Source organism: Haloarcula terrestris, from assembly GCF_031624315.1.
In the GTDB taxonomy this organism is placed as follows: domain Archaea; phylum Halobacteriota; class Halobacteria; order Halobacteriales; family Haloarculaceae; genus Haloarcula; species Haloarcula terrestris.
This window is the reverse complement of record NZ_JAMQOM010000003.1, coordinates 158798-173924: the sequence shown is the minus strand read 5'-3', so window position 1 is coordinate 173924 and position 15127 is coordinate 158798. Positions and strand designations below refer to the sequence as shown.

Genomic DNA, 15127 nt, shown 5'->3' with positions numbered 1-15127 from the left:
AGGAATGCGCACTAGGTTAGGGGAAAAACCATTGGTTTTTCGAAGCGGTCGGAAGACCTGGGGTACGAGCTGAGCGGCCCCAACCACATGGTGAAGTTCTCTCATGGATAGCTACCGGCTCACTGGACGGCATGCAGTTCTGAAGACGACCCCACAACCAGTGTGCCACTACCTGGTTCGTCCGATTTTTATATTTGTGCTAGTAGTACTATAATCCAGATAAAAGTAATATGATTGTCATTATGGGGGCTTGAACGACGGATATAGGGGTTCAGCCACCCAAATAAAGGCTTTTATCTCCGAGAATGGGACTACTTTGAAGTTCCCGGCGTTCGAGGGTGTAGTATGGCCAGCGAGAGCGAACGAACGACGGTCCGGACGTACATACCGGCCTATCAAAAAGAGCGGTGGCAGGCTCACGCCGATGATCTGGATATGAGCCAAAGCGAGTTCGTTCGAACGATGGTACAGGCGGGCCGGAGCGGGTTCGAGCCGCCAGAGGCCGAATCGAGGGAAGAAGATACTACTGAGGGAGATCCTGTGGAACCCCGTTCTCCGGACGCTACCCCTGGGGGTGACGGGCTGAAAGACCGGGTCCAGGACATCCTCGCTGATGGGGACTACTACGAATGGGACGACATACTCGCCGAGCTAACTGACGATATCGAGGACCGTCTCGAAGAGACACTGCAGGAGTTACAGTCCGAAAACGAGGTTCAGTACAGCGGACGACACGGGGGGTACGTTCGAGACAAATGAGTACCGATACGACTGCGCCGGATGCCGAATCGGACCCGGTCGGCTATTTCCTTGACGATATCACGTATCACGGCAAGAGCGACCGAACCCGTGGGTCCTACGAGCGCGTCCTCCGGGACTTCGAGTCATTCCTGGCCGACGGCCAACAGCCCTGCCCCGTGCGAGACGCCTCGCATCGGGACTGTATGGCATACGTCCATAGCCTTCGTGGTACTGTCGAGGAAAGTACCGTTGCGACGTATGCGTCCTATCTACACCGGTTTTTCGCATACATGACACAGGTCGGGGCCTTCGAGTCGAACCCGATGACGCTCGTGATGGAAGAGATGGACGAGTCGATCAACACCGACCCGACCCGTCGTGAGATAGGCCTCCAATCGATGCACACGTTCGTGGACAGTATCTCACACCCGCTAGAGCGGGCTATTGTGGTGACGTTACTGAAAACGGGAATGCGGGCCGGGGAGCTGTGTAACCTCGATGTTCGAGACCTGAACCTCGACACGCCTGGCCCTCGGCCGGACATCCCTGTCCGGGCAGGGTTAGAGGGGCGTCCGGACTCGCTGTTCGTCGCCGCAGACCCTACCCGTGGCGAGGCCACCAACGGGGAAGAGCGGACAGCCTCCAACAAACGAAAGCGTGAGACGACGATCCCTGTCGATGCCGAGCTGGCCGCTGAACTCCGACGCTGGCTCGCGATACGACCGGATACACAGTCACCGGCAGCGCCGTTGTTCGTCTCGACAAGCGGCAGTTGGGGGGAGCGTCTCACACCAAACATGGTCCATCACATCGTCGAATCCCACGCCAGAGAGTTCGGCTGGTACACGGACGGCGGCGGTGCCGAGGAAAACGTCACCCCGCATTATTTCCGGCACTTCTTCACCACACACCTCCGGGACCGGACCGGGGACCGCGGCGTCGTCAAATACCTCAGAGGTGACGTTGCACAGGACGTTATCGACACATACACCCACGAATGGGGAACCCGCGTCAGAGACGTGTACGTAGCCGAAATCTACTCGCTATTGTAGATCTCGCCGTATTAGTTGTATCCATTACACTTCCTGTGACGGTGGCACGCGACCAAATAAATCACATAGCGCTATACAGAATTACCCGAATCGTCAGAGTCGATTTCGGTGTCTCGTTTGACGATAACGATGGCGTCATACGAGATGACGCGGGTTTCGCCCTCAGTCAATCCCTCGAAGTGCCTGGTGACATACCCCCGGTCATCACGGCTCTCCGAGATTCGTTTGTCGAGTACCTCTGTCCGGACGTGAAGGGTATCGCCTGGTCGCAGTGGCTCGTGCCATCGGAGGTTGTCGACACCGAGTCCACCGAGCGTCGCAACGTCGGTGATGTTCTCCACGGTCAGTCGCATGCAGATGGCGGCCGTCTGCCAGCCCGATGCGACGAGTTCGCCAAACATCGACTCCTTCGCGGCTTCCTCGTCGAGATGGAACGGTTGCGGGTCGTACTTCCGTGCGAACTCGGTGATTTCGTCTTTCGTAATCTGAAACTCGCCGAACTCTCGCTGGTCGCCAACGGTGATATCCTCGTAGAATTTCACACGTCCAGGATGGGAGGGAAGATACATAGTCACACTGGAAACCTATAGAAACTACGGACCGGTTCTCAATTTCGCCTTTCGCGCGGACTGAACGGGCTAGCTGCGGATCCAGCGTTGTGGAATCTCGCCGCTCAACACTTCACAACTGTATATCTCTCCGTACGATACAAAATAGCCACTCTGGAAGTCCCAAACATGCGCATCGATACAGAACACGTTCGGGCGATTCAGAGTTGCGTAATTTGGGGAATTCCGCTGTGGCTTCGGGAACGAGTAACTACGGGGACGACACAGCGTCGCCACCCTCAGTAAACACCGAGTCGAGGATGTCAAGCCCCAGCTCAAGCTCCCGTTCAGTAACGTCAAGCGGCGGGAGCAGCCGGAGCGATTTCCGCCCACAGCCGAGCGTGAGGAGGCCGCACTGTAGTGCTGATTCCATTACAGCGTCACGGCGATCAACCGTATCGAACTCCAGCGCGATCATCAGACCGACCCCGCGTACGTCTTCGACCATCGCGTGGTCAGCAGAGATTGTACGGAGGCGATCCATGAAGTACGTCCCCATCTCGGCGGCGTGGTCGAGTAGTTCGTGGTCTTCGATAGCGGCGAGGGTAAGAGCGCCACGCATCGATCCCAGGATATCGCCAGCACCCCACGTCGAGGAGAGTCGCGATGTCTCTGAGGGGAAAATATCCGACCGGGAGATCGTCGCACCGACCCGAAGCGCCTTCGCGCTCGTGATGACATCCGGTTCGATATCGTAGTGGTCGACGGCCCACATCTCCCCCGTTCGGCCGATCCCGGACTGGATCTCATCCGCGATGATCGGGATGTCGTGTGTCCGGCAGAGGTCATCGACTGCCGAAAGGAACTCGGGACTCGGGACGTGATAGCCGCCCTCGCCCTGTATCGGCTCCAAGATCAGAAAGGCGACTTCCTCGGGCGGGATGTGGCCAGCATCCGGATCGAGTTTGGTTCGCAGTCGCTCGACGCCGGCCATCGAGAACTCGATGTCGTGGATTCCGCTGAGTTCCGGAAACTTCCGACGGTAGACGGACTTTGAGCGGTTCAGCGAGAGCGCACCCAGGGTTCGACCGTGGAACGCACCGTCGAAGGTAATTGCGTACTTCGGCGTCTCGCAGTTGTCGTAGCAGATTTTCATTGCGTTTTCGACGGCTTCAGCGCCGGAGTTCGAGAGGAAGACAGTATCGAAGTCGTACTGACTGGAGATCTCGGTCAGTTTATCCATCAAGTGGGCGGGCGCGGGCATCGAAGCGTTGTCTGGTGTCCCACCGGTACTCACATAGAAATCCTGGCCGGCAATCTTCAGTGGATCGACCAGATCGAATTCGTCGACGCGGTCCAGTACCTTCGGATTGTTGTAGCCAAGCGGGGCGGATGCGACGTGACTCGTAAAATCCAGAAGCACGTTGCCGTCGGCGTCGGTACAGAACGGGCCGATAGCGTCTTCGGTGATGTCCCAGACGAAATCATACACATATGTGCTCGGAGCGGCCGTTTCGTGGTGATAGGCGACCCACTCGCTGCTCCGGGGACCGGGGAGGGACTCGACATGCGGTTCTACAGTATCGCGGTCCATGCTAGCATATTATCAGTCACGAAATATAAATCACTATGCTAACCGGCGGTAGCGGTAGTTACACAGGTACAGCTTTGAGCAGCCCGAACACAGCGAGACCGGATCTGTTGCCGGTCGCCACTCACTCGATAGGACGAAGGCCGACAGTCACTCGAACCAGCTACCGTTGGTATCTGACTCGATACAAGTGGACTGTGGTCGGACGAGCATGACTACTAACGACGGTACGATTGTTATTCTAAACAACCAGTTACACGTGAAACAGTAGTGTGTGACGATAGCTCCCGATTTAGCGTCACCCAATCAAATGTGCCTACAAAAGAGAACATAGTTACAGTCATCCGACAGTATCCAAATTATAGATCGAGATTTGAAATAGTAAGGCCAGATGTGGCTTATACGGAATTTAAATTTGGGAGTATATATTTAATTTGGTATATCTGGTTCTAATATAGTATAATAGTCTAGTTTTAGATGTAGGCTAGGCCTCACCACCAGGATTTCAAAATGGAGTCCGATATCCGAAGATCACATCCTGTATTTATACATATATTCGGCGTTTGAATAGAGTCTGTCGTAGTATTCGAGGAGGGCTTGCTAAACGCTGTTGTGTCGGAGTCAAGTACTGTAACGTGCAACTCATCCAGAACGGAAGGCTGTAAAACCGCAAGACATCTCCCGAAAATGGCCGTCACTCAGGTTAGTATAGTATATAAATGGCCACCCAGAACGCAGCGGTGTTGACCGGTAACTAAAACACTTATTGTTGTTACCGAACGAGTCACTAGTATGTCAACGACGCCTGTGCGGGACGGCACGCAGTGGTTCCTGCATACATGGCGAGACCACATTCTCGAGCCGATAGAGACGGCTCTCACCGTTCTTGACGAGGAGCATACGGAGCTTGTTGCCGAGCAGTCTGGTTTCGAAGCATTTCTTCAGCGGCTCCGTGCCGTTGACCCCGTCGAACAGCCCTCCACCCCCGTCGGGACGCAGAGTCAGCGGTCCGTCTCCGCACCCGTCGAGGCGTTGCGTGACGCCTACACTGAGACGGTTCTCGCTGTCGATCACTACGAATCTGTGTACGACGAGTCGCTGGTCGAGAACGTCGCGGTCGAGTTCGGACCGGACTACGCAGCGCTGTTTCACCCTGCGGCGAACGTTCGGTTTTCCCCGCCGCTCAAACGCTCGCTAGTCGCCGCGGCCCGACAGGCCATCGACGAACGCGACTCACTGGATCGGGCCGTCGAAATCGAACAGGACTCGATACAGAAGTACCGGGATAACCTCGGGGAGATCATCGACACGCTTGACAGCACCGTCGTCCCAGAGTGGTACCGCGAGACGTTCCAGAACAACATCACAACGCTGTTGCAGGAACGCCAGGACCAACTGCACTCAAGCGTTCACCGGTTCGAGACCCACGAGTTCTGTGCGTACATGTACGAGGAACAGCTCTGGACGTATCCGGTGTTGACCAGTCTCGCACGGTTACAGGAGTCCGTCGACAGTTGAGGCCGTAGGGTATAGACAGTCCCGCACGCGAGCAGGTGTGTCCGTTCTAACGGGAGACTCTTCTCGCTACGGCGCGAAACGGTGCGTATGGTCCTCCCCCTAGAGATGGGCTGGCGGCAGTTGTTGTTCGAGAACTGGCCGGTCGACCCCGAACTGATGGACACCCATCTCCCGGCATCGCTCGACGCCGACCGCTACGACGGGGCCGCGTGGCTCTCGGTCGTCCCCTTCACCAACGTTGCCGTCCGACCGAAAGGTTGTCCCCAGTCTCTCGGCGTTCGGCTCCCTGAGATCAACGTTCGAACGTACGTTACTCACGACGGAGTCCCCAGCGTCTATTTCTTCAGTCTCGACGCACAGGGCTTGGCAAGCGTCGTCGGCGCGCGACTGGTCCACCACCTCCCCTACTACTACGCCCGCATCTCACTGGAGTTGCGCGACGGGCGCGTGCAGTTCGACAGCCGGCGACGCCATCCCGGGGCGCGTCCGGGCAGGTACACGGCGACGTACTGGCCGACGGACGACCCGTTTAGTGCGACCACGGATCCGCTGGCGGAGTTCCTGGTCGAACGGTATCGCTTCTACACGGAGGCCCCGGACGGGTCGCTTCGCTACACCGATGTTGACCACGATACGTGGACGCTGTACCCGGCGTCTGCGACCGTCGAGACAGATACGTTGTTGCGAGCCGACGGGTTCGCTCGCCCCGATGCTGAACCGGTGTACTACTACAGCCCCGGCGTGGACGTTGTCGCGTCACGGAGCAAGCAGGTGTGAGACAGCAACGAGGCCTCGGTCGGGACTCCCGATGACCGGATCAGGCAGTTCGTCGGCGGGGAGACAGTCACTGGATTCTGAAGCGCACCTGAGAGACGACTCGGGTCACTAGACACCGACGAACATATTCGCCCGGCTTCCTGCGGAATGGGAGCACGGTTCCCTATATATACAGGTTGGTCTTCGAGTTGCATCCGTGAGCTATCATGGCAACACGTAGAACCTTCGTGCGTGGACTGGCTGTCGCGACTGGCGCAGCGCTGGCTGGCTGTTCATCGAGTGGCGGCTCCGGCGGTGGCGGCGACGGTGACTCGGGTAGCGACGGCGACACGGCGACCGAAACCGCCGAATCCAGCGACGGCGGGAGCGGGTCCGAGTGGACCGAGACCAGCACCGTCGAGATGACCGACGGGCTGGCATACGAGCCCAAGAAGATTCAGGTCGAGGCTGGCACGACGATTACCTTCGAAAACGTCGGCAGCATCGGCCACACCGTGACGGCCTACGAGGACAAGATCCCCGACGGCGCGACGTACTTCGCCTCCGGCGGCTTCGACTCCCAGCAGGCCGCGAAAGACGGCTACAGCAACGGCCAGGAGGGCAACATTCCGAAAGGCGAGAGCTACGAGGTCACGCTGGAGACGACGGGCACGTACGAGTACTACTGCATCCCCCACGAGATGAACGGGATGGTCGGCACAATCAAGGTGGTCTGATATGAGCAAAAACGAAACCCCACGGGACCCGAACGAGGTGCTCGACGAGTACGAAGAAACGCTCGACTCGGTGCTGGCAGAAGTCGAGTCCCCGGACGAAGCGACTGAGGACGACGACATCTCGCTTGGACTGCCCGGCCTCTCGCTGGGCCGCCGGGACTTCATGAAAGCCGGCGTGGCCGCCGGGGCGATGGGCTCCGTCGCCGGCTGTTCGGCGCTGACCGGCGGCGGCGACGGCGGTGCCGCCAACCAGACGACGGAATCCGGATCCAGTGTGAGCCACACGGTCGAACCGGGCGAACACGACGAGTATTACGGCTTCTGGTCCGGCGGCCACTCCGGCGAGCTGCGGGTCATCGGCATCCCGTCGATGCGCGAACTCACCCGCATTCCGGTGTTCAACACCGACTGTGCGACGGGCTATGGCTTCACCGACGATACAAAGGAACTGCTCGAAGAGGGCGGCGGCTACAGCTGGGGTGACAACCACCACCCGAACCTCTCGGAGACGGACGGTGACTACGACGGCGAGTACCTGTACGTCAACGACAAGGCCAACGGCCGCATCGCCCGCGTGAACCTCACGTACTTCGAAACGGACGCCATCACGGACGTGCCGAACATGCAGGCCATCCACGGCTGCTGTGTCCTCTCGCCGGACACGAAGTACGTGCTGGGCAACGGCGAGTTCCGCGCGCCGCTGCCCAACGACGGCACCGACGTGAAGAACCCGGACAACTACACGTCGCTGTTCGTCGCCGTCGACCCCGAATCGATGGAGACCCAGTGGCAGGTCAAGGTCGACGGCAACCTCGACATCGTCGACACCGGCAAGGAGGGCCGGTGGGCCATCTCCTCGGCGTACAACAGCGAGGAGGCCACCGACATCCAGGGGATGACCAGAGACGACCGGGACAACGTCAAGGCATTCGACATCCCGGCCATCGAGCAGGCCGTCGAGAACGGCAACTACGAGGAGGTCAACGGCATCCCGGTCGTGGACGGGACCCAGAGCAGTTCGCTCAATCAGGGCGACCGCCCGATAGTGAAGTACATTCCGACGCCGAAAAGCCCCCACTGCGTCGAGGTCGGTCCCAACGGCGACTACGCCTTCGTCGCCGGGAAGCTCTCACCGACGGTGACGATGATCGACCTGGATGCGCTGGCCGATTCCTCGGACCCGGAAGAGGTCGTTGCCGGGCGACCGCGCGTCGGCCTCGGCCCGCTGCACACGACCTTCGACGGCAACGGCCACGCCTACACGTCGCTGTTCATCGACTCCCAGGCCGTCAAGTGGGACATCGAGGCGGCTGTCGAGGCCGACGAGGGGTCCGAGGACCCCATCATCGAGAAGCAGGACGTGCACTACAACCCAGGACACATTCAGGCCCTGGAGGCGATGACGACCGATCCCGACGGGCAGTGGCTCGTCAGCCTCAACAAGCTCTCGAAAGACCGGTTCCTCCCGGTCGGGCCGATCATGCCCGACAACGACCAGCTCATCCACATCGGGCAGGGCGAGGCGTCGATGGAACTGGTCGCGGACCACCCGGCCTACCCCGAGCCACACGACTGCGTGTTCGCCCACAAGGACAAGATCGACGCCAAGAAGGTGTACGACAAGAGCGACTACGAGGAAACCTACATCACCGAGGAGGACTCCGGCGTCGAGCGCACGGGCGACAACAGCGTCCACGTCAAGATGACGACCAAGCGCTCGGAGTACGGCCTGCCGGACTTCACGGTCCAGGCGGGCGACGAGGTCAGGCTGTCGACGACCAACATCGAGGGCGTCCAGGACATCATCCACGGTGTCGCCATCCCCGAACACGACATCAACTACGCCGTGGCCCCACAGGACACCCGCGAGGTCACGTTCACGGCTGACGACCCCGGTGTGTACTGGATCTACTGTACGTACTTCTGTAGCGCCCTGCACCTGGAGATGCGCAGCCGGATGATCGTCGGACCGGCGGAGGGCTAGCGCTACAACCCATTTCGGAGGTGTCCAGCCATGCAACGACCCACCCTCGACGACTTCCGCGAAATACGACGGGGCCTTCCCGTGGTAGCGGCGCTGCTGTTCGTCGCCGCGCTCGCGTTCCCGATGTGGCAAATTAGCGTCGACGCGGTCCAGTACCCGAGCACGACGCTGCACGTCAACCTGTACGCCTACCCCCACCTGACCGGGGACTTCACCGAGATGGCGCGGTTGAACCACTACGTCGGGTTCTACTTCCCAGACCCGGTGCTGGTCGAGCCAAACTACCCAGTACAGGAGCGGGCTATCGACGTGCCCGAGTGGTCGCTGGGGCCGGTCGCGTTCATCGCCGTCTCGCTGCTGTCGGTGTTCGTCGCCATCGCGCCGACCACCGAGAAGCTCACGCGGGGCCTGCAATACCAGTTCGCCGGCACGGTGCTGGTGTTTACGGTGATGCTGGCCGACATCCAGTTCCGGCTCTGGCAGGCCGGCCACACGCTCGACCCCGGCGCACCGGTGATGGGCGTTGCGGGCTTCACGCCGCCGCTGTGGGGCCAGTACCAGGTCGCCAACATCACCAGTGTCTCCCGGTTCGGCCTCGGCGCGTACATGGCCGCCACCGCCGTCGGGCTGCTCGCGGTCGCGTACTACTACCGCGACCAGGCGGCGACTTTCGGTGAGCTTCCGGGCCGACTGCGCGGCCTGCCCAACGCCGTTCGGGAGCGCCTCGGCCGCGACGGCGACAGCGACGAGGACGACGCGCCGCACCGCCCGACGACTACCGCGGCAGACTCTGACCACTCATGAGCCCACTGTCCCATGATTCTGAGCGCGCGTTTGCCGTCGCCACCGCGGTCCTGCTCGTGCTGTCGGTCGTCGCTGTCGGGATGGCCAGCGCTGGCCCGGCCGATAGCGCCGGCAGCGACGACCTCGCCTTTGACCCCGACGTACCCGACACCGATTCGTTCAGCGCCCCGTCGGCCGACGGCACCGCGACGGTCGACGGCGAGACGTACGACAGCGCACAGGCGGCGGTCACCGCCGCCGACCCCGGCGACACCGTCACGCTCGACGGTCGGTTCGACGAAACTGTCGTCATCACGACGCCCAACGTCACGCTTGCCGGGAGCGGTCCCGGGTCGACGCTGCTGCACGGCGACGGCGAGGGTGACGTGCTCGCCATCGAAGCGCAGGGCGTCTCCGTGACGGACCTCTGGATCCGCAACAGCGGCTACGACACCGCCACGAACGACGCCGCGATAGTCATCAACGCCAGCGAGGTCACCGTCCGCGACAGCCGCGTGACCGACATGACCTTCGGCATCTGGCTCAACGGCGTCGACGACGCCGCGGTCCGCAACAACACCATCGTCGGCCGCGAGGAGATCACGCAGTTGACCCAGCGCGGCAACGGCATCCAGATCTGGAAGACCGAAGACAGTGTCATCCGGAACAACGACATCACCACCGTCCGGGACGGGCTGTACTTCAACTGGGCGAAAGACGTGAACGCCAGCGAGAACACGATGTGGGACCTCCGCTATGGCGTCCACTACATGTACTCCGACGACTCACACCTGCGGAACAACACCGCCTTCGACAACGATGTCGGGTACGCGCTGATGGTGTCGAAACACCTCGTCATCGCAGACAACGTCGCGGTCAACAACAGCGGCCAGTCCGGCCACGGCATCCTCGTCAAGAGCATCGACGACACGGACATCCGGGGCAACCACCTCGTCGACAACGAGAACGGGCTGTTCGTCTACAACTCCGTCAGCAACCGCATCGTCGGCAACCTCGTCGTCGGCAACGACGTGGGCGTCCACATCGCCGCCGGCAGCACCGACGGGACCGTGACGAAGAACAGTTTCATCCGCAACAACAGGCCGGTGCTGGCAGTGATGAGCGATCAGGTCCACTGGAACGAGAGCGTCGGGAACTACTGGTCCCTGGCGACCCCGACGGACGTTGACGACGACGGCGTCGGCGACACCCGCTACCAGCCTGCCGGGACCGTCCAGCAGGTGACCGCCGAAAAGCCCGCCGCGCGCGTGTTCGCCAGCAGCCCGGCCTTCGACGCCGTTCGGCTCGCCGAGTCGTCCGTTCCAGTCGTCCAGTCGCCCGGCGTCGTCGATGCTCGCCCGCTGACCGAACCACCCCACGAGAACTGGAGGAGCTACTATGAACGTGATTGATGTCGACGACGTATCGAAAGCCTACGGCGACGTGCAGGCCCTCGACGGACTGAGTCTGTCCGTCGAACGGGGGACCACCCTCGGCGTGTTCGGCACGAACGGGGCCGGCAAGACGACGCTGTTCAAACTGCTCACCGGGCTGAACACGCCCGATGCGGGCACCGTCTCCGTCGCCGACGCGGACCCGACCGATGGGACCACCGTCCGCGAGCGAGTGCGCTATCTCCCCGAGCACGCCGGCTTTCCGCCGAACCTGACCGGCCGCGAGATACTCCGCTTCCACGCCCGGATGCGTTCAGTGCCCCGCGAGGAGCGGAGCCATCACGTCAAGCGCATCCTGCACACCGTCGGACTGGCCGACGCCGCGGACCGTCGCGTCGGGGGCTACTCCAACGGGATGAACCGACGGCTCGGCCTCGGCACGGCGCTTGTCGGCGAGCCGGCCGTGCTGATACTCGACGAGCCGACCGCTGGGCTCGACCCCGACGGTATCCGGGCGTTCCACGAGGTCGTGGAGTCCCTGGCGGCCGAGACAGACGTGACTATCGTCTTCTCCTCGCACGCGCTGGGAGAGATTCAGCGGCTCTGCTCGGAGGCGGTCATCATCGCTGACGGACAGGTCGCGACTGCGGGACCGGTCGAGGAGCTTCGCCGCGCCGCCACAGACGAGGTGACGGTGTCGCTGTCGCTCGGTTCCGAGACGGCAGCAAGCGATGCGGCAGCCGACCTGCGGGACCGCGAGGGAGTGGCCAGCGTCAGCCGCTCCGGCGCGGACCTGCGGGCACAGACCGCACCGACCGAGGCCTACAACCTCGTTACCGCTGTCGGTGAGGGGTACGACATCGACCGCTTCGAGGTCCGCGAACCGGGCCTCGAAGCCGCGTTCAACGAGGCGGTCGGTGGGGACAGTCGAGCCACCGACGATATGCCGGCTCCAGCAACTGACGATTCTGGCGGTGAGCCGGCATGAGCAAAGACACATCCTCGACGGACCCGACTCCCGATGGCGGCGTCGCCGTCGACACCCCGGCCGCCCGGCTCAACGACGGTGGAACCGAGCAGCGGACGGCCACAGACGGGGCCGACAAATCTGCGCTCGGACGGCTTGCCGATAGCGGTCTGCTCACTATCGCTCGCCGGGAGTACCGGCTGGCGATCCGAAGCCGGTGGGCGCTCGGCGTGGCGCTGCTGTTTGGCTTCTTTACCGCCGCTGTCGTCCAGTTCGGCGCGAGTTCGGTCGGCCCCGGCCGCTTCGACGCGGTGATCGCGACTATCGCGGAACTGGGCGTCTACCTCGTGCCGCTGACAGCGCTGGCGGTCGGCTACGACGCCATCGTCGGGGCCGACGAACGCGGCTCGCTCGAACTCGTGCTCGCGCTCCCGGTCACGAAAGGCCGGGTCGTCGTCGGTACTGCCATCGGCCGGGCGGCGGTGCTGTCCGGCGCAATGTTGCTCGGCTTCGTCCCCGGCGGGCTGTTGACCGTCCGATATCTCGGCATTGCCAGCATCGCCCCGTACGCGGCCGTCGCCCTCGCCGCGGTGCTGACCGCCTGTGCGATGCTGGGCGTCGCGGTGCTGGTCTCGACAGTCGCGCGGACGAAGACCCACGCGCTCGGCGTCTCACTCGCCATCTGGCTGTGGGTCGCGCTGTTGCACGACCTGGTTGCACTGGGGGCCGTCGCTGGGTTCGACCTCGGCTCCGACGCTATCGCCGCGGCGATACTGCTCAATCCCGTGGACTGCTTCCGAGTGCTCGCGCTCTCGCAGGTGGACGTGGTCGCGGGCGGCTTCGGGAGTGTGCTGGCACAGGCCGGGCTGACGACGCCGATGGTCGCTGCGGCGCTGGTGGCCTGGGTCGTCGCGCCCGTCGGCGTCGCTGCGAAACTCATCCAGCGGCGACGGCTATAAGAAAGTCCGTTTTAGACCGACTGCAGCGCCGTTTCTTCGGGGTCCTCGAACAGACTGGCGACCTGTTTCGTCGTCTCGGTGCGTTCGTGGGCGTTTTCGAGCAGCACGGTCTCGCTGGGGAACAGCCGCTCGCCGAGTTCGAGGCCGTGGTCTCGCGCGGTCGACCCCGTAACGGTGAGATAGACGCCCAGTCCCGTCGCCGCGATGTCTTCCTCCTCCTCGTCGCCGTTTGTGGGATACGTAAAGGAGATGCCATCGAGCGCGCTCGTCCCCAGCACTGCCTCGACGAGTCGCTCGTAGCGCGGTGAGATACAGAGTTCGCCCTCGTAGTTGGTCACGAAGGCCCGGTCCAGCGGCCCGTCCTGGGAATCCGCGACCGCCGGCGTCGCAAGCAGCGTGTGATACACCGTATCGCCCAGCCCGGTTACGACGCGAACATCCGTGTCCAGCGGGTCGATGCGGTCGTTGATCTCGTCGATGGCGGTCAGCGGTTCGTCCCGGAGCTGGACCACCTCTTCGAGGACGAGGTCGGCGCTGTCGAACCCGAGCGCGAACTCGTGGGTCCGGAGCGCGCGGAACGGCTCCTCGCGGCCGACGAGTTGGACATCGCCGTACTCAGTTGGGACGGTGACGCTGTCGAAGACGATCCGGCGGGGCATCCCGTCGCGGTCGTCCCGCAGCAGCGTGTACTCCGGCTTGGACGGCTCTTCGAGCGAGGAGTAGTCGCTGATGCGATGGTACACGTCGGCCACCGCGTCCTGCTTATCCTTGGTGACGGCCTTCTCGTAGCGAAGCGTCGAGATGATCTCGTCGGCCAGGTCGGTGGTTCCCGTGCGCCCGGCGAGTCGCTCCAGCACCGCTTCGAGAGGCCGGCCCTTACGCGGAACGGCCACTCTCGTCGTCGTCATTATGCAGGGACAAACGGGGGACCGGTAAAACGAGTTCGGTTAGTCGCCGCCGCCGATGACCGACGACAGCTGTTCGCGCCACTCTTTCAGCTCTTCGATCTCGGATTCGGTCTCCTCGATCCGGTCGGCGAGTTCCCCCTCGCCGATTTCCTCCCGGACGGCCTCGATCTCGTCTTGCAGGTCATCGAGTTGGCCCTCCACGCTCTCGACTTCTTCGGAGAGGTCATCGACCTGTTCGGAGGCGTCGGTGGCCGTACTCGTCGCCGACTGGACCTCGTCCTCGAACCCGTCGAGCGTCTGTTCGAAGGACGCCAGGCGCTCGCTGAACTCTTCGATCATGTCCTCGCCGGTCCCGTTCTCTTCGAGGAACTCTTCGAGGGCATCGGTGTAGGCGCGGAGGTCCGCGATATCGCCCTGGATTCGTTGAATCCGGGCGTCGTTGACACCCCCGGCGTCGCCAGTGTCGCCGTCGTCTTCAGAAACGGCATCGAGTGCGCGCTTGAGCAGTTTCACGTCCTCCGGGGAGACGTTTTGCTCGCGGATTTCCTGGGCCATCGTCGCGACGACAGCACCGGACTGTACCTCCGAGTCCGCCGGTGCGGCGTTGCTCTCTTCCGGGGCTTCGACGCTCGACTCGGAATTGTTCGGGTCCGAAAGGTCAAGCGTCTCGATGTCCTCGTCGTCCTCTTCTTCGAGGCCAGGAACGCTGTCGGCGTCACCGGCGATAACGTCCCGAACGGCGTCGTCGTCGCCCCCGACGAGGTCCTCCTCGTCCTCGTCGAGTGGTGGATCGACACTCGCGATCTCGGGTTCGGTCAGGAACTTCTCGACATCGTCGGTGCCCGTCGCACGGATACCGTACACGGTCGTGTAGTCGGCTTCGGGCTCCAGTTCCTTCTCGAAGGCGATCCGGTCCTCGTTGATGTCCCAGTACTCGCTGCCGTACTCCGGGTGAAAGCCGAGGTCCTCGACAGCTACGTCCTCCGGGACGGTGTCGACCAGCCGGATCGTCACCGGAACGGAGCGACGCGACGTGAGATTGAACGCAATCGCGGGCACAGGGAACTCGTCCGCCTCGAACCGCTTGGTCACTGTCACACCGTCCGAAGTGACAGTGATTTCGTCATAGGTTTGCGAATTGCTCATGGTCTGTATGGTCTCAGCAATGGTATTAAAGGTACGTACCTGA

At 62.2% G+C, this 15127-nt stretch carries 14 protein-coding genes; 10 read left to right on the top strand and 4 right to left on the bottom strand.

The window, feature by feature from the left end; genetic code table 11:
- The first annotated feature begins 345 nt into the window (after nt 1–345).
- Both NDI54_RS07955 and NDI54_RS07950 read left to right on the top strand, forming a co-directional pair.
- Entirely contained in the window at nt 346–759 is a 414-nt protein-coding gene (locus tag NDI54_RS07955; protein ID WP_310895924.1) for a DUF5805 domain-containing protein, read from the top strand.
- Nucleotides 756–1793 carry a tyrosine-type recombinase/integrase gene (locus tag NDI54_RS07950; RefSeq protein ID WP_310895923.1) on the top strand — a complete coding sequence of 346 codons (1038 nt, stop codon included), beginning with the start codon at nt 756–758 and terminating at the stop codon, nt 1791–1793. The genes NDI54_RS07955 and NDI54_RS07950 overlap by 4 nt, the downstream gene beginning before the upstream one ends.
- A 71-nt stretch (nt 1794–1864) precedes the next feature.
- On the opposite strand, the gene NDI54_RS07945 is transcribed toward NDI54_RS07950, so the two are convergent.
- Together NDI54_RS07945 and NDI54_RS07940 are read right to left on the bottom strand one after the other, a co-directional pair.
- Complete coding sequence (locus NDI54_RS07945) at nt 1865–2335, bottom strand: MaoC family dehydratase (RefSeq protein ID WP_310895922.1); 471 nt, start codon at nt 2333–2335, stop codon at nt 1865–1867.
- A gap of 277 nt (nt 2336–2612) precedes the next feature.
- Nucleotides 2613–3935 (bottom strand): class-III pyridoxal-phosphate-dependent aminotransferase, encoded by a 1323-nt coding sequence (locus NDI54_RS07940; RefSeq protein ID WP_310895921.1) that lies wholly within the window; start codon nt 3933–3935, stop codon nt 2613–2615.
- Between the two features lie 789 nt (nt 3936–4724).
- Between NDI54_RS07940 and NDI54_RS07935 the strand changes: the two genes are divergently transcribed.
- From NDI54_RS07935 to NDI54_RS07900, 8 genes are all read left to right on the top strand, one after another.
- Complete coding sequence (locus NDI54_RS07935; RefSeq protein ID WP_310895920.1) at nt 4725–5450, top strand: DUF7260 family protein; 726 nt, start codon at nt 4725–4727, stop codon at nt 5448–5450.
- Between the two features lie 87 nt (nt 5451–5537).
- Nucleotides 5538–6227, top strand: coding sequence for a YqjF family protein (locus tag NDI54_RS07930; RefSeq protein ID WP_310895919.1), 690 nt, complete (start codon nt 5538–5540; stop codon nt 6225–6227).
- Between the two features lie 206 nt (nt 6228–6433).
- Entirely contained in the window at nt 6434–6943 is a 510-nt protein-coding gene (locus NDI54_RS07925) for a plastocyanin/azurin family copper-binding protein (protein WP_310895918.1), read from the top strand.
- Nucleotide 6944: 1 nt separating this feature from the next.
- A complete protein-coding gene (gene nosZ, locus NDI54_RS07920; protein ID WP_310895917.1) occupies nt 6945–8927 on the top strand; it encodes a TAT-dependent nitrous-oxide reductase in 1983 nt (660 codons plus the stop codon).
- 30 nt (nt 8928–8957) lie between these two features.
- Nucleotides 8958–9731 (top strand): hypothetical protein, encoded by a 774-nt coding sequence (locus NDI54_RS07915; protein ID WP_310895916.1) that lies wholly within the window; start codon nt 8958–8960, stop codon nt 9729–9731.
- Nucleotides 9728–11122, top strand: a complete 1395-nt coding sequence (locus tag NDI54_RS07910) for a right-handed parallel beta-helix repeat-containing protein (protein WP_310895915.1) — start codon at nt 9728–9730, stop codon at nt 11120–11122. Before NDI54_RS07915 ends, NDI54_RS07910 begins: the two co-directional genes overlap by 4 nt.
- Nucleotides 11109–12092: an ABC transporter ATP-binding protein gene (locus NDI54_RS07905; protein WP_310895914.1), complete on the top strand. Its 984-nt coding sequence runs from the start codon at nt 11109–11111 to the stop codon at nt 12090–12092. The genes NDI54_RS07910 and NDI54_RS07905 overlap by 14 nt, the downstream gene beginning before the upstream one ends.
- The gene (locus NDI54_RS07900; RefSeq protein WP_310895913.1) at nt 12089–13030 is read left to right on the top strand and encodes an ABC transporter permease; all 942 of its coding nucleotides are present in this window, start codon (nt 12089–12091) and stop codon (nt 13028–13030) included. Before NDI54_RS07905 ends, NDI54_RS07900 begins: the two co-directional genes overlap by 4 nt.
- 11 nt (nt 13031–13041) lie before the next feature.
- Here NDI54_RS07900 and NDI54_RS07895 read toward each other — a convergent pair whose 3' ends face one another.
- Both NDI54_RS07895 and NDI54_RS07890 read right to left on the bottom strand, forming a co-directional pair.
- Nucleotides 13042–13938: a hypothetical protein gene (locus NDI54_RS07895; RefSeq protein ID WP_310895912.1), complete on the bottom strand. Its 897-nt coding sequence runs from the start codon at nt 13936–13938 to the stop codon at nt 13042–13044.
- A 39-nt stretch (nt 13939–13977) separates the two neighbouring features.
- The gene (locus NDI54_RS07890; RefSeq protein WP_310895911.1) at nt 13978–15084 is read right to left on the bottom strand and encodes a hypothetical protein; all 1107 of its coding nucleotides are present in this window, start codon (nt 15082–15084) and stop codon (nt 13978–13980) included.
- Nucleotides 15085–15127 lie beyond the last annotated feature (43 nt).

Excerpts from the sequence above, each read along its gene's own strand:
- NDI54_RS07925 (WP_310895918.1), top strand. The coding sequence starts at position 6,434 with ATGGCAACACGTAGAACCTTCGTGCGTGGACTGGCTGTCGCGACTGGC.
- NDI54_RS07915 (WP_310895916.1), top strand. The coding sequence starts at position 8,958 with ATGCAACGACCCACCCTCGACGACTTCCGCGAAATACGACGGGGCCTT.
- NDI54_RS07935 (WP_310895920.1), top strand. The coding sequence starts at position 4,725 with ATGTCAACGACGCCTGTGCGGGACGGCACGCAGTGGTTCCTGCATACA.
- NDI54_RS07910 (WP_310895915.1), top strand. The coding sequence starts at position 9,728 with ATGAGCCCACTGTCCCATGATTCTGAGCGCGCGTTTGCCGTCGCCACC.
- NDI54_RS07940 (WP_310895921.1), bottom strand. The coding sequence starts at position 3,935 with ATGGACCGCGATACTGTAGAACCGCATGTCGAGTCCCTCCCCGGTCCC.
- NDI54_RS07895 (WP_310895912.1), bottom strand. The coding sequence starts at position 13,938 with ATGACGACGACGAGAGTGGCCGTTCCGCGTAAGGGCCGGCCTCTCGAA.
- NDI54_RS07955 (WP_310895924.1), top strand. The coding sequence starts at position 346 with ATGGCCAGCGAGAGCGAACGAACGACGGTCCGGACGTACATACCGGCC.
- nosZ (WP_310895917.1), top strand. The coding sequence starts at position 6,945 with ATGAGCAAAAACGAAACCCCACGGGACCCGAACGAGGTGCTCGACGAG.
- NDI54_RS07905 (WP_310895914.1), top strand. The coding sequence starts at position 11,109 with ATGAACGTGATTGATGTCGACGACGTATCGAAAGCCTACGGCGACGTG.
- NDI54_RS07950 (WP_310895923.1), top strand. The coding sequence starts at position 756 with ATGAGTACCGATACGACTGCGCCGGATGCCGAATCGGACCCGGTCGGC.
- NDI54_RS07930 (WP_310895919.1), top strand. The coding sequence starts at position 5,538 with ATGGTCCTCCCCCTAGAGATGGGCTGGCGGCAGTTGTTGTTCGAGAAC.
- NDI54_RS07890 (WP_310895911.1), bottom strand. The coding sequence starts at position 15,084 with ATGAGCAATTCGCAAACCTATGACGAAATCACTGTCACTTCGGACGGT.
- NDI54_RS07900 (WP_310895913.1), top strand. The coding sequence starts at position 12,089 with ATGAGCAAAGACACATCCTCGACGGACCCGACTCCCGATGGCGGCGTC.